This is a genomic window from Xanthomarina arctica, from assembly GCF_014638915.1.
Lineage (GTDB): Bacteria > Bacteroidota > Bacteroidia > Flavobacteriales > Flavobacteriaceae > Xanthomarina > Xanthomarina arctica.
Genome location: NZ_BMFQ01000001.1, coordinates 251282 through 266598, shown reverse-complemented (window position 1 = coordinate 266598; position 15317 = coordinate 251282). Strand labels below are relative to the sequence as shown.

Annotated in this window: 11 protein-coding genes; 10 read left to right on the top strand and 1 reads right to left on the bottom strand. The window is 34.8% G+C overall.

Annotated features, from left to right (window positions below; translation table 11 throughout):
* The first annotated feature begins 38 nt into the window (after positions 1-38).
* From rimP to infB, 3 genes are read left to right on the top strand one after another with little or no spacing between them, the layout of a single operon-like run.
* Complete coding sequence (gene rimP / locus IEV77_RS01180) at positions 39-500, top strand: ribosome assembly cofactor RimP (RefSeq protein ID WP_188461052.1); 462 nt, start codon at positions 39-41, stop codon at positions 498-500.
* 12 nt (positions 501-512) lie between these two features.
* Positions 513-1745: a transcription termination factor NusA gene (gene nusA / locus IEV77_RS01175; protein WP_188461050.1), complete on the top strand. Its 1233-nt coding sequence runs from the start codon at positions 513-515 to the stop codon at positions 1743-1745.
* 29 nt (positions 1746-1774) lie between these two features.
* A complete protein-coding gene (gene infB, locus IEV77_RS01170; protein ID WP_188461048.1) occupies positions 1775-4645 on the top strand; it encodes a translation initiation factor IF-2 in 2871 nt (956 codons plus the stop codon).
* 294 nt (positions 4646-4939) lie between these two features.
* On the opposite strand, the gene IEV77_RS01165 is transcribed toward infB, so the two are convergent.
* Complete coding sequence (locus IEV77_RS01165; protein ID WP_188461046.1) at positions 4940-5338, bottom strand: SPOR domain-containing protein; 399 nt, start codon at positions 5336-5338, stop codon at positions 4940-4942.
* Positions 5339-5551: 213 nt separating this feature from the next.
* Here IEV77_RS01165 and IEV77_RS01160 point away from each other — a divergent pair, with 213 nt between their 5' ends.
* The 7 genes from IEV77_RS01160 to IEV77_RS01130 all read left to right on the top strand — a co-directional run bounded on the left by IEV77_RS01160 (position 5552) and on the right by IEV77_RS01130 (position 15287).
* Positions 5552-6844 (top strand): cytochrome c3 family protein, encoded by a 1293-nt coding sequence (locus tag IEV77_RS01160; protein WP_188461044.1) that lies wholly within the window; start codon positions 5552-5554, stop codon positions 6842-6844.
* Positions 6845-6930: 86 nt separating this feature from the next.
* Positions 6931-10191, top strand: coding sequence for a TAT-variant-translocated molybdopterin oxidoreductase (locus IEV77_RS01155; protein WP_188461042.1), 3261 nt, complete (start codon positions 6931-6933; stop codon positions 10189-10191).
* A gap of 34 nt (positions 10192-10225) precedes the next feature.
* Positions 10226-11683: an NrfD/PsrC family molybdoenzyme membrane anchor subunit gene (nrfD, locus tag IEV77_RS01150; protein WP_188461040.1), complete on the top strand. Its 1458-nt coding sequence runs from the start codon at positions 10226-10228 to the stop codon at positions 11681-11683.
* A 4-nt stretch (positions 11684-11687) separates the two neighbouring features.
* Positions 11688-12224, top strand: a complete 537-nt coding sequence (locus IEV77_RS01145) for a DUF3341 domain-containing protein (RefSeq protein ID WP_188461038.1) — start codon at positions 11688-11690, stop codon at positions 12222-12224.
* Positions 12225-12233: 9 nt separating this feature from the next.
* Positions 12234-12791 carry a c-type cytochrome gene (locus IEV77_RS01140; protein ID WP_188461036.1) on the top strand — a complete coding sequence of 186 codons (558 nt, stop codon included), beginning with the start codon at positions 12234-12236 and terminating at the stop codon, positions 12789-12791.
* Between the two features lie 24 nt (positions 12792-12815).
* Positions 12816-14192, top strand: a complete 1377-nt coding sequence (locus IEV77_RS01135; RefSeq protein WP_188461034.1) for a quinol:cytochrome C oxidoreductase — start codon at positions 12816-12818, stop codon at positions 14190-14192.
* Positions 14193-14219: 27 nt separating this feature from the next.
* Positions 14220-15287, top strand: coding sequence for a cytochrome c oxidase subunit II (locus IEV77_RS01130; protein ID WP_188461032.1), 1068 nt, complete (start codon positions 14220-14222; stop codon positions 15285-15287).
* The last annotated feature ends 30 nt before the right edge of the window (positions 15288-15317 follow it).

Sequence of the window (15317 nt, the reverse complement as noted above, 5' to 3'; positions counted from 1 at the left end):
ATGAGGGGACGGTAAGTCCCCTCTTTTTATACCAAAAAATGTTTAGAACAACTGTAGAAGATTTATTAAACGAAGGGCTAGAGCAAAAACAACATCTGTTTTTGATAGACTTGTCTATTTTAGACGATAATGCCATTAAGGTTGTCATTGATGGCGACACTGGTGTTACAGTAGAAGATTGTATGTTTATTAGCCGTGCTATTGAGAATAATTTAGACAGAGAAGAAATAGATTATTCATTAGAAGTGGCTTCGGCTGGGGCAACAGCGCCTTTGACAAGTGTTAGACAGTATAAGAAAAATATTGGTAGAACTTTAGAAATCAAAATGACCGATAAAGTTATAGAAGCAGATCTAATTAATGCAACAGATAATAACATTCAGGTACAGTGGAAGTCAAGAGAGCCTAAGCCAGTTGGTAAAGGGAAAGTGACAGTACAGAATGAGGCAGAAATTGCCTACGGAGATATTGTAGAAGCAAAAGTTATGATAAAATTTTAATTCAAAGGAGATATGGAAAATCTTGCGTTAATTGATTCGTTTTCAGAATTCAAAGACGATAAATTAATTGATCGTGTCACGTTAATGGCGATTCTTGAGGATGTGTTTAGAAATGCCTTAAAAAAGAAATTTGGAGACGACGACAATTTTGATATTATTATAAACCCTGATAAAGGAGATTTAGAAATTTGGAGAAATAGAGTAGTTGTTGCAGATGGTGAAGTAGAAGAGCCAAATCAAGAAATATCATTGTCTGAAGCTCGTAAAATCGAGCCAGATTTTGAAGTAGGGGAAGATGTTTCAGAGGAAGTAAAGTTAATTGACCTTGGACGTCGTTCTATTTTAGCATTAAGACAAAATTTAATTTCTAAAATTCACGAACACGACAATACTAACATCTATAAGCAGTTTAAAGACTTAGTAGGTGAAATTTATACTGCAGAAGTACATCATATTCGTCACAGAGCAGTAATTTTATTGGACGACGAAGGAAATGAGATTATCTTGCCAAAAGAAAAACAAATTCCTTCAGATTTCTTTAGAAAAGGAGACAACGTTCGTGGTATTATTGAAAGTGTAGAGCTTAAAGGAAATAAGCCAGCTATTATCATGTCTCGTACTTCTCCAACATTCTTAGAGAAATTATTCGAACAAGAAATACCAGAAGTATTCGATGGTTTAATTACTATTAAAAATGTAGTAAGAATTCCAGGAGAGAAAGCAAAAGTAGCTGTAGATTCTTACGATGATAGAATCGATCCAGTTGGAGCTTGTGTAGGTATGAAAGGATCTAGAATTCATGGCATAGTTCGTGAGTTAGGAAACGAAAATATTGATGTTATTAATTATACTAGTAACTTACAATTATATATTACAAGAGCTTTAAGTCCAGCGCGTGTTACATCTATTAAAATAGACGAAGTTAACAAACGTGCAGAAGCTATTTTAAAACCAGAAGAAGTAAGTAAAGCTATTGGGCGTGGAGGTCACAATATCCGTTTAGCTGGACAACTAACTGGTTATGAAATAGATGTATTTAGAGAAGGTGCAGAGGAAGATGTAGAATTATCTGAATTCTCTGACGAAATTGAAAGCTGGGTTATTGCTGAATTTAGTAAAGCTGGTTTAGATACTGCAAAAAGTATTCTAGAACAAGAAGTAGCTGATTTAGTAAAAAGAACAGATTTAGAAGAAGAAACAATTATTGACGTTATTAGGATTCTAAGAGAAGAATTTGAAGAATAACATATTTTTAGGTTATATTAAAGCAATTTATGGCTGAAACAATTAGATTAAATAAAGTATTACGCGAGTTAAACATTTCTTTAGATCGTGCTGTTGAGTATTTAGATACCAAGGGCATCGAGATAGAGAAGCGTCCAACTACAAAAATTTCAGACGAGGTTTATCAGGTCCTTTCAGACGAATTTCAAACAGATGCCAACAAGAAAATGGCATCTCAAGAAGTTGGTGAAGCGAAGCTGAAAGAAAAAGAAGCTCTGAAAGAACAGCGTGAACGCGAGATTGAAGAAAAAGAAAAAGCTAGAGCAAAACGTGAGGAAGCCGCAAAGGCAGCTGAAGTTGTGAAGGCTAAATCGACATTGACTGGCCCAAAACAAGTTGGTAAAATTGACTTGGAGACTAATAAAAAAATAGTCGAAACTCCTGCCAAAAAAGAGGAAAAAGCTGTAGAAGCTGAAAAACCTCAAGAGACGGTTGAAAAACCAATCGAAAAAAAGGTAGAAGAAGAGAAAGTTGTCGAAGAAAAGCCAAAAGTAAAAACTCCTGAGGAGCCTAAAGAAAAGGTTGCAGAAAAGGTAGTTTTAAAACCGGAAGCTGTAGTCGCTAAAACAGAGGCAACTCCAAAAATAGAAACTTCTAAACCTGAGGCTCCTAAAAAGGAAGAACCAAAGAAGGAAGAGCCTAAGAAAGTAGATGCGCCTGCCGAAGACGAAACACTTAAGACGCAATATCAAAAACTTTCAGGTCCTAAAATTGCAGGAGAAAAAATAGATCTTTCGCAATTTAATAAGCCTAAGAAAAAAGTTGACGATAAGAAGAAAGACGATAAAGCTGGCAGCGCCAACAAGAAAAAACGTCGTAGAATAAGTAAAGTTGGAGCTCCAGGAACTGGAAATACATCTGCACCAAGAACTGGTGGAAATGATAGATTTAAAGGTAAACCAGGATCTGGCCCAGGAGCAGGAAGAGGAAGAAGAAACGTAGTTAAAGAAGAGCCTACTGAAGAAGAGGTTAAAAATCAAGTACGTGAAACCTTAGAAAAACTTCAAGGAAAATCTAGCAAAGGAAAAGGTGCTAAGTATCGTAGAGATAAAAGAGATCAACATAGAGAGCAAACTGCTAAAGATTTACAAGCAGCAGATGCAGATAGCAAAATCCTTAAAGTAACAGAATTTGTTACAGCAAGCGAAGTTGCAACTATGATGGATGTGTCTGTAACCCAAATTATTTCGGCATGTATGTCCTTAGGAATGATGGTTACCATGAACCAACGTTTAGATGCAGAAACCTTAAGTATTGTTGCGGACGAGTTTGGTTACGAAGTAGAATTTGTTACAGCAGATATTGAAGAGTCTATTGAAAAAGTAGAAGATAAACCAGAAGATTTAATAGAACGTGCACCTATTGTAACAGTAATGGGACACGTAGATCACGGTAAAACGTCACTTTTAGATTATATACGTCAAGAAAATGTTATTGCTGGTGAATCTGGTGGAATTACACAGCATATTGGTGCTTATGGAGTTGAATTAGAAGGCGGTCAAAAAATGGCGTTTTTAGATACTCCTGGTCACGAGGCCTTTACAGCCATGCGTGCTCGTGGAGCTCAAGTAACAGATTTAGTAATTATTGTAATTGCTGCTGATGATGCGATCATGCCACAAACAAAAGAAGCAATTGCACATGCTCAAGCAGCTGGTGTGCCAATTATATTTGCTATCAATAAAATAGATAAGCCTGGAGCTAATCCTGAAAAAGTAAAAGAAGGTTTAGCACAAATGAACTTATTAGTTGAAGATTGGGGAGGGAAAATTCAATCTCATGATATTTCAGCTAAAATTGGAACAGGAGTTAAAGAATTATTAGAAAAGGTATTACTTGAAGCCGAATTATTAGAGCTGAAAGCAAATCCAAATAAAGCAGCAGTTGGTACAGTGGTAGAAGCATTCTTGGATAAAGGACGTGGTTATGTGTCAACTATTTTAGTACAAGCAGGAACCTTAAAAGTTGGAGACTATGTACTAGCCGGTAAAAATAGCGGTAAAGTTAGAGCAATGCATGACGAGCGTGGTCACAGTGTAAAAACTGCTGGTCCATCAACACCAGTTTCTATCTTAGGATTAGACGGTGCGCCACAAGCAGGTGATAAATTTAGCGTTTTTGAAGACGAGCGTGAAGCGAAACAAATTGCAACCAAACGTACACAGTTACAACGTGAGCAATCTGTTAGAACACAACGTCATATTACTTTGGATGAAATTGGAAGACGTATTGCACTTGGAGATTTCCAAGAATTAAATATCATTCTTAAGGGTGATGTGGATGGTTCTGTTGAAGCATTAACAGATTCTTTCCAAAAATTATCTACAGAAGAGATTCAAGTAAATATTATTCATAAAGGTGTTGGTGCCATTACAGAAAGTGATGTGTTATTAGCAACCGCTTCAGATGCTATTATTATAGGATTTAATGTGAGACCAATGGGTAATGCACGTCAAATAGCCGACAAAGAAGAAATCGATATCAGAATGTACTCGATTATTTACGATGCTATTAACGATCTTAAAGATGCTATGGAAGGTATGTTATCTCCAGAGCTTAAAGAAGAAATTACAGGAACAGCAGAAATTAGAGAAATCTTTAAAGTTTCTAAAATTGGAAGTATTGCTGGTTGTATGGTTCTTTCTGGTAAAATCTTTAGAAACTCAGGTATTCGTTTAATTCGTGACGGTGTAGTTGTCTATACAGGTGAATTAACCTCTTTAAAACGTTTTAAAGACGATGCTAAGGAAGTTGCAAAAGGATATGACTGTGGAATGCAAATTAAAAACTATAACGACATTAAAGAAGGTGATGTTATAGAAGCGTATCACGAAGTAGAAGTTAAAAAGAAATTGAAATAATTTCTAAAACATAAATAAAAAAAAGCGACCAATTGGTCGCTTTTTTTGTTTCTATTTGGATGATGTTTTTGGTAATCTTTAAATAGTTTTTATACTCTTTTTAGAATTTACTATCAAAAACAAACTAGTTAATCTATCTATGATTGTTGTGCTTTTTATTGGATCGAGTTAATTGTAATTAATCTGCTAATAATTTTTTGGTTCTGGCAGGTTATTTATTTTACTTCAACAACCAACAACCAACAACCAACAACCAACAACCAACAACCAACAACCAACAACCAACAAGAAGCCTTATTCCTTATCCTTTTTAGGTTTAAATTTAAAAGCGGCAGGAAACTTGGCTTTTACTTTTACTAAGGCTCTATCGGCCTCTAATTGCGATCTAAAATTCCCGACCCAAATTTTATAGTTTGGTGTTTCATAAACCAATTTTGATGGCATTTCCAGATTTAAAGACTTAAAAGTACTTTGGGTTTTTTCAGCTTCACTTCTATTTCCTGAGTAAATTTGAATTTTATATCTGTCAGAAGTGTCTTCCGACGTGTTAATTTTGGTCTTTAAATCTAATAATTGGGTTATTTCTTTATCTTGATTGATAATAACTGTGCCTTGTTGTGCAAAACTTAGACAAGTAAAACATACCATACTAGCTATGGTAAATAAGCGGGTTTTAGGGTTCAATATTTTCATTTTCAAGTATTTTTAATGCAAATGTATATCTTATTAACTGAAATTTGTGGGGATTTATTATTTAGAATTCCTCTAAATTACCAATTAACACTTCCCTAACATTTCTCAAATCGACTTTTAATATTACTTTTGCGAGTGATTTTATGAATGTATTTTTTCTTCACATAAGTGAAAAAACCATACCAAAGTTTAGAAGTTAATTCAACAATTAATATGAAACAGGTGAGTAACCGTAAGTTAGGCAGAAATATTCTTACATTAAGTATCATTTTTATTCTAACGCTTTCAACCACAATTTTCGCCCAAGATGGCGATGCTGAAAAAGGAAAATCTTTGTTCAATACGAACTGTGCTGCGTGCCATTCGTTAGATAAGAAGATGACTGGTCCAGCATTACGTCATATAGAGCAAAGGCTAGCAGACGACCAAGGACTTGGTATAGAATGGATCGCAGCATGGATTCGTAACAGTTCAGGTGTTATTAAATCTGGGGATGCTTATGCAAATAAGATTTTTGATGAGTATGGTGGTGCTGCAATGACTGCTTTTCCACAATTATCAGATGAAGACATCAGTAACATTCTAGCATATACTGCTGAAGAATCTAAAGCCCCAGCGCCAGTTGTTGGAGCTACAGGAGCAGTTGCAGGTGCAACATCAGATTCTGGTATTTCTAATAAAGTAATATTAGGAGCCTTAGCGTTGTTGTTTGCTTTATTAGCAATAGCTTTAGTGTTAGTAAGAAGTACATTAAACCGTTTTGCTGAAGCAAAAGGTGTTGAGATACAAGAAACTAACAGACTTCCAATCTGGAAAGCTTTTGTTAAGAATCAATTTTTGGTTTTAGTGTCAGTTATCTTCTTATTGTTGGCTAGTGGATATTTTCTATATGGTTATATGATGCAAGTAGGTATTGATCAAGGATACCAACCAGTTCAGCCAATTCACTATTCACATAAAATACACGCAGGAGATAATGGTATCGATTGTAAATACTGTCACTCTTCAGCTAGAGTTAGTAAAACATCTGGGATTCCTTCTTTAAATGTTTGTATGAATTGCCATAAATCTATTTATGAAGTTGCAGAAACTACAGCAACTGAAGAATACAGCAAAGAATTTTATGATGGTGAAATCCAAAAATTATATGCAGCAGCTGGATGGAGTGATGCAGACCAAAAATATACAGGTGAAACACAACCAGTTAAATGGGTGAGAATTCATAATTTACCAGATTTCGCTTACTTTAACCACTCTCAACACGTAACTGTTGGAGGTATTGAATGTCAAACATGTCACGGTCCAGTTGAAGAAATGGAAATTGTATCTCAATTTGCTCCTTTAACAATGGGTTGGTGTATTAATTGCCACAGAGATACCAATGTAAAAGTGGAGGATAATGCATACTACACTAAAATACATGAAGAATTATCCAAAAAGTATGGTGTAGATAAACTTACAGCAGCACAAATGGGTGGTCTGGAATGTGGAAAGTGTCACTACTAGAAATAAAGTTTTTAGTAGTTCCCGTGAAAACGGAATCTCGTGAAAGAGGAAAAATAAATAAATAAGAAGTAATTCAATTATATAATATGTCATCAAACAAGAAATACTGGAAAAGTGTTGAAGAGCTAAACGAAAATAGCTCTATTGTTGAGACGCTACAACAAAACGAATTTGTTAAAGAAATTCCTACTGATGAATTTTTAGGTAATAAAAATTCTTTAGAGAGTTCTAAAACAACACGTCGTGATTTCTTAAAATATGTTGGTTTCAGTACAGCTGCGGCATCTCTTGCTGCTTGCGAGGGACCAGTTATTAAATCCATTCCATATGTTGTACAGCCAGAAGTAATAATTCCTGGTGTTGCTAATTACTATGCAACAACAATTGCAGATGGTTTTGATTTTGCTAGCGTATTAGTAAAAACTCGTGAAGGTCGTCCAATTAAAATCGAAAACAATACTATGGCATCCGCAACTGGTGGAGCAAATGCCAGAGTAAATGCATCGGTTTTAGGTTTGTACGATAGTTTGAGAATGCAGGGTCCTGTTAAAGGAGAAGGTTATGTTTCATGGGAAGATTTAAATTCAGAAGTAAGTCTAAAATTAACTGAACTTAGTGCTTCTGGAAAACAAATAGTTTTATTAACTCAAACATTTGCTAGTCCATCTACTTCAAGATTAATTGGAGATTTTAAGCAGAAATTCGGAAACGTAAATCATGTAGTTTATGATGCCATTTCAGAATCTGAATCATTAGACGCTTTTGAAGCTAAATATAATGAGAGAGGATTAGCTAATTACGATTTCTCTAAAGCTGAAGTAATTGTTTCAGTTGGAGCAGATTTTCTTAGCGATTGGCAAGGTGGTGGTTTTGACTCTGGCTATGCTGTAGGGCGTATTCCTGCTAAAGGAAAAATGTCTCGTCATATTCAATTTGAATCGAACATGTCATTAACTGGAGCCAATGCAGACAAACGTGTACCATTAACTCCAAGTCAACAAAAATTAGTTTTAGCTAAATTATATAGCGAAGTAGTTGGTGGATCTGTTTCTGTAGATTTACCAGCACATATATTAGAAGCAGTAAGTAAAGCAGCTTCTCAACTTAAAAGTGCAGGAAGTAAAGGTGTTGCAGTAACTGGTATTCAAGATATGAATGCACAAACTGTTGTATTAGAAATTAATGAGTATTTAAATTCTAAAGCATTTGATGCCTCTACACCAATAAAAACAAGACAAGGTAGCGATAAAGCTGTAAATACTTTAATTGCTGATATGAATGCAGGTAAAGTAGGAGCTATTATTATGAGTGGTGTTAATCCACTATATACATTGCCAAATGCTTCAGCATTTGCTGAAGGTTTAGCGCAAACAGATTTGTCTGTAACTTTCTCTTTGAAAGCAGATGAAACTTCTACGCAAACACAATATATTGCAGCAGCACCTCATTATTTAGAATCATGGGGAGATGTTGAAATCAAAAAGGGACATTTTGCTTTAATGCAACCAACTATTCGTCCTTTATTTGATACCATGCAATTTCAAGATGCTTTATTAGTTTGGACTGGAAATGATATTTCTTACCACGATTATATAAAACAAACTTGGAATGATAGTATTTTAGGTAGTACATCATTTAGCCAAGCTTTACACGATGGAGTTTTTGTAAAAGGAACTACTTCTGTGGGTGGATCTAATACTGTTTCAACAGAAACTGTTGAAACTTCTTCTAGCGTTTTAAAAGAGAAAAAAGATAGAACTTTAGTTGGAGGTATTATTCATGATGCAGCCGTAGGAGTTGGAATTAAAGATGAAGATAAAGATGAGTATGTTACTTCTACATCATCTTCAACCACAACAACAACTGGTAATTTATCAGGAGTATCTGTTGCCACTGGTATTTCGGCCGCTAAAGCCTTAATCGGTTCGGCGACTTCTGAAGGTATGGAATTAACATTATACTCTAAAGTAGGAATGGGAGATGGTCAACAAGCCAATAACCCATGGTTACAAGAGTTTCCAGATCCTATTACAAGAACAACTTGGGATAACTATTTAACTGTTTCAAAAGCTGATGCTGAAGCATTGGGATTAAAAAACGAACATGTCGCTAATGGTGGCTTAGATGGTAGTTATGCAAACGTGACTGTAAATGGGGTTACTGTAGAAAATGTGCCAGTAATTATTCAACCAGGACAAGCAAAAGGATCTGTTGGTCTTTCGTTTGGTTATGGTAGAAAAGCTGGATTGAAAAATGAAATGAAAACTGGTGTTAACGCATATGTGTTGTACCAAGATTTTAATACCGTACAAAATGTAAGTGTTGCAGCAGCATCTGGAATGCACGAATTTGCAAGTGTACAGTTGCATAATACTTTAATGGGTCGTGGAGACATTATTAGAGAAACCACTTTAGAGATTTTTAATACAAAAGAGCAATCTGCTTGGAATGCTGTTCCTGTAGTATCTTTAAATCATGTTGAAACTCCGGTTACTTCACCAGATGTGGATTTATGGGATGAATTTGATCGTTCTATCGGTCATCACTTCAACCTATCAGTCGATTTGAATGCTTGTACAGGATGCGGGGCGTGTGTAATAGCTTGTCATGCAGAAAATAACGTACCAGTTGTAGGTAAAGAAGAAGTGCGTAAGAGTCGCGATATGCACTGGTTGCGTATTGATAGATATTATTCTTCTGAAGATACGTTTGCAGGGGATAATACTAAAAAAGACGATACCAAAGGATTAGCAATTATTGATGCTCTTGAGGAAATGGAATCTGCTGCGGCAAACCCACAAGTAGCTTTCCAACCGGTAATGTGTCAACATTGTAATCATGCTCCTTGCGAAACTGTATGCCCTGTGGCAGCAACTTCTCATGGACGTCAAGGTCAAAATCACATGGCTTATAACCGTTGTGTAGGTACACGTTACTGTGCAAACAACTGTCCTTATAAAGTACGTAGATTCAACTGGTTCTTATATAATGAGAATGATGAGTTTGATTACTATATGAATGACGATTTAGGACGTATGGTATTAAATCCAGATGTTGTAGTTAGATCTCGTGGTGTTATGGAAAAATGTTCTATGTGTATTCAAAAAACACAAAAAACTATTCTTGATGCCAAACGTGATGGACGTGAAATTAAAGATGGTGAATTCCAAACAGCTTGTTCTTCTGCATGTGGCAATGGAGCAATGGTATTTGGAGACATCAATGATAAAGAAAGTAAAGTTGCAAAACTTTTAGTAGATAATCGTATGTATCACTTATTAGAACATGTAGGCACAAAACCAAATGTGCAGTATCATACTAAAGTGAGAAATACAACCGAAGCATAATAAAACGAATTAAGAAAATAATTATAAAAGGATTATGGCGTCTCATTACGAAGCACCTATTAGAAGACCTTTAGTTACAGGCGAAAAGTCATACCACGATGTATCTGTGGATGTAGCAAGGCCAGTCGAAGGTAAAGCAAACAAATCTTGGTGGATAGTTTTTTCTATTGCACTAGTAGCTTTTCTCTGGGGAATAGGTTGTATCATTTACACAATATCAACAGGTATCGGAACTTGGGGTTTAAATAAAACCGTAGGTTGGGCTTGGGATATTACCAACTTCGTTTGGTGGGTAGGTATTGGTCACGCAGGAACATTGATTTCTGCCGTACTATTACTTTTCCGTCAGAAATGGAGAATGGCAATTAACAGATCTGCAGAGGCAATGACAATTTTCTCTGTTGTTCAAGCAGGATTGTTTCCAATTATTCACATGGGTCGTCCATGGTTAGGGTACTGGGTTTTACCTATTCCAAATCAATTTGGATCGCTATGGGTAAACTTTAACTCTCCGTTACTTTGGGATGTATTTGCAATCTCAACTTATTTATCAGTTTCTTTAGTATTCTGGTGGACAGGTTTATTACCAGATTTTGCGATGCTACGTGATAGAGCAATTAAACCTTTCCAAAAGAAAATATATTCTTTATTAAGTTTTGGATGGTCTGGAAGAGCAAAAGATTGGCAACGTTTTGAAGAAGTTTCTTTAGTTCTTGCTGGTTTAGCAACTCCTTTAGTACTTTCAGTACATACCATTGTATCCTTTGATTTCGCAACATCTGTTATTCCTGGATGGCATACTACTATTTTCCCTCCTTACTTTGTGGCAGGAGCAGTATTTTCTGGATTCGCAATGGTAAACACGCTTCTTATTATTATGAGAAAAGTGTGTAGCCTTGAAGATTATATTACGGTACAGCATATCGAATTGATGAACATTGTAATTATGATTACAGGTTCTATTGTTGGTGTGGCTTATATAACTGAATTATTTATTGCTTGGTATTCTGGTGTAGAGTATGAACAATATGCATTCTTGAATAGAGCAACAGGACCTTACTGGTGGGCTTATTTATTAATGATGAGTTGTAATGTTTTCTCTCCACAATTTATGTGGTTTAAGAAACTTAGAACGAGTATTATGTTCTCATTCTTTATTTCTATTGTAGTAAACGTAGGGATGTGGTTCGAACGTTTTGTAATTATCGTAACCTCATTACATAGAGATTATTTACCATCATCTTGGACTATGTTCTCACCAACTTTTGTAGATATTGGTATCTTTATTGGAACAATAGGATTCTTCTTTGTATTATTTTTATTATACTCAAGAACATTCCCAGTAATTGCACAAGCTGAAGTAAAAACTATTTTAAAATCTTCAGGTGAGCGTTATAAAAGCATTAGAGAAAGAGGAGATACTTTAGTAGGTACAGGATCAGATATAAGAACGTCTGGAAGCCAAGTTAACAAAACAAAAAACGACGAGTAGCAATATGGAAACTTCAAAAGTAATTCACGCTATTTATACTGATGATGATGTATTGATGTCTGCCGTTAAAAGGGTAAAGGCAGAGAGATATCACATTGAAGAAATATACACACCTTTTCCAGTTCACGGACTAGACAAGGCCATGGGATTAGCGCCAACAAGGTTAGCAATTACGGCTTTTTTATATGGTTGTGTTGGTTTATGTGTTGCCGTTGCTATGATGAATTTTATCATGATAGAAGACTGGCCACAAAACATTGGTGGTAAACCAAGTTTTAGTTATATAGAAAACATGCCAGCCTTTGTGCCGATTATGTTTGAACTAACGGTATTTTTTGCGGCCCACCTAATGGTTATCACCTTTTACTTAAGAAGTAGAATGTGGCCCTTTAAAAAAGCTGAAAATCCTGATTTAAGAACTACAGATGATCACTTCTTAATGGAAATTGCAGTTCATGGTAACGAAACCGAATTGGAAAACTTACTTAAAGAAACTGGAGCGGTAGAAATTAAATTAATTGAAAAAGAAGAAGCACATTAATATTGTAATATGAAGAGCTTAGTAAAAATAACAATTATAGCATTAGTATTCGCATCTTTTGTGTCTTGTCAAAACGACTCAAGACCCAACTACCAATTCATGCCTAACATGTATGTACCTGTTGGTTATGAAACGTATTCAGAATCTGATGCTTTTAGAAACGGTGTTGAAGCCCAATTACCAGTAGATGGAACTGTGCCTAGAGGATACATGCCTTTTGATTACGCAAGTGATATGGAAGGTTATATGTTAGCTAAAACGGAATTGAAAAGTCCTTTAGATTCTACTCAAGTAAATTTAGTGGAAGCTAAAATACTTTATGATATTTACTGTGGAATTTGTCATGGAACAAAAGGAGACGGACAAGGACAACTAGTTAAGAGAGAAAAAATATTAGGGATTCCTAAATACGACGATATAGGAAGAGCTATAACCGAAGGAAGTATTTATCATACTATTTATTATGGTAAAAATACAATGGGATCCTATGCAAATCAGCTAAATGAAGAAGAGCGTTGGCAAGTAGTTGCTTATGTGTTGGATTTAAAAGCTAAATTAGAACAGTAAGAAAGATAAAGATTAAATATAGATATGTACACAATCTCAAATAAATTAAAGACATTTTCTATAGCCTTAATAATTTTAGGACTATTAGGCGTAGGATATGGTTTTATGACATCTCATAAATCTTTTGAAGAAGTTGAAACCATGCTTGCAGAAGAAGCACCTCATGGTGGAGGTCATGGCGTAGCAACTGAAGCTCATGTGGTAGCCGGTGATTCAGATCATTCTGAGGTTAGTCATGAAGCAAATTCACATGATGCAACTGCAAATGCAGGGCAACATGTAGATGAACATGCTAAACACGTAGAGCATGTACAACATCAAATGGCAAATAGACCATGGTCTGCATTATATGTAGCAGCCTTTTTCTTTTTTATGATAGCTTTAGGGGTTTTGGCCTTTTATGCTATTCAATTTGCTTCACAATCAGGTTGGTCTCCAGTACTATTTAGAGTTATGGAGGGAATTACTGCTTATGTATTACCAGGAGGTCTTATTGTATTAGCAATTGCTATAGCATCAGGAACCATTGGACACTATAATATATTTGTCTGGATGGATCCAGAAGTAGTAGCTCACGATAAATTATTACAAGGTAAAGCTAGCTATTTAAATATTTGGTGGTTTGCTTTTAGAGGCTTGATTTTTATTGCAGGTTGGAGTTTATACAGACATTTTTCACGTAAATTTAGTATTGCTAACGATACGGCATCAGATAATAGTTACTTCAAAAAAACATTTCGTATTTCAGCGGCATTCTTAGTATTCTTTATTTATACAGAATCAATTATGTCTTGGGATTGGATAATGAGTGTAGATCCTCACTGGTTTAGTACCTTATTTGGATGGTATGTGTTTGCTGGAATGGCAGTAAGTGGAATTACAGTTATTGCGTTTATAACTCTTTACTTAAAATCTAGAGGTCATTTAGAAATAGTTAATGATAGTCATATTCATGATTTAGCAAAGTTCATGTTCGGATTTAGTATTTTTTGGGCTTACCTTTGGTTTTCACAATTCATGTTAATTTGGTATGCAAATATTCCTGAAGAGGTTACTTATTTTGTAACACGTATTCAAGATTACAACGGTCTTTTCTTCGGTATGGTAGTACTAAACTTTGTGTTCCCATTCTTAGTGTTAATGAATAGCGATTATAAACGAATCCCTTGGTTTGTTAGTATGGCTGGAATTATCATTTTAGTAGGACATTACGTAGATGTTTATGTAATGATTATGCCTGCAACTGTTGGAGATAGATGGTCTATTGGTATTCCTGAAATTAGTTCTGTGATGTTATTCGCTGGATTATTTATATTCATCGTATTTTCAGCTTTATCTAAAGCGCCATTACTAGTAAAAAGAAATCCATTCCTGAAGGAAAGTGAACATTTTCATTATTAAAAAATTAATTAAAGTAGAGAAAAGACAATGACAGCTTTTTTAACAATTATAATAGTATTTTTTGTAGCTGTTGCCATATGGCAAATGGTTAAAATATTTGATTTAGCTCAGGTAGGTACTTCAAATAGCCAAATAGCAACAGATAACGATAACAAGATAAATGCATATATGATGCTAGCTTTCTTAGCTTTCATTTATATCATTACTATCGTTTGTTTTGTAAAATGGGGAGACTTACCATTAATGTCAAATTCAGCATCTGTACATGGTGCAGAAATTGATAATTTGATGATTATCTCTATGGTTCTTATCTTCATAGTACAAACCATAACACAATATTTATTACATTATTTTGCTTTTAAATATAGAGGAGAAAAAGGAAAGAAAGCATTTTTCTATGCTGATAATAATACCTTAGAAGCTATTTGGACCATTATTCCAGTAATCGTATTAGCGGGACTAATCATTTATGGTTTATTTACTTGGACAAGTATTATGAACGTGAATGAAGATGACGATCCTATAATTATAGAATTATATGCACAACAGTTTAACTGGAAGGCGCGTTACGGTGGTAATGATAATACCTTAGGAAAAGCTAATGTGAGATTAATTGATATCGATAAAGCAAATATTCTTGGAGTAGATGAATCTGATCCAAATGCTCAAGACGATATTATAACTTCAGAATTGCATTTACCAGTAGGTAAACCAGTATTATTCAAAATGCGTTCACAAGATGTATTGCACTCTGCTTACATGCCACATTTTAGAGCACAAATGAACTGTGTTCCTGGTATGATCACACAATTTGGTTTTACGCCATCTATAACTACTGCAGATATGAGACAAACACCTCAAATCTTGGAGAAGGTTGCTAATATTAATGATATTAGATCGGAAAAAAGCAAGGAATTAGCAATAAAAGGTGAAGCTCCTTTAGATCCATACGAATTTAATTTTTTATTGTTATGTAATAAGATTTGTGGTAAATCTCATTATAACATGCAAATGAATATTATAGTTGAAACTCAGGAAGAGTACGACGCTTGGATCAAAGAACAAAAAGAATTTAAAGATTCTTTAATTAAGTAAATTAAGAAACTGTTTTAAAAAGTATATATT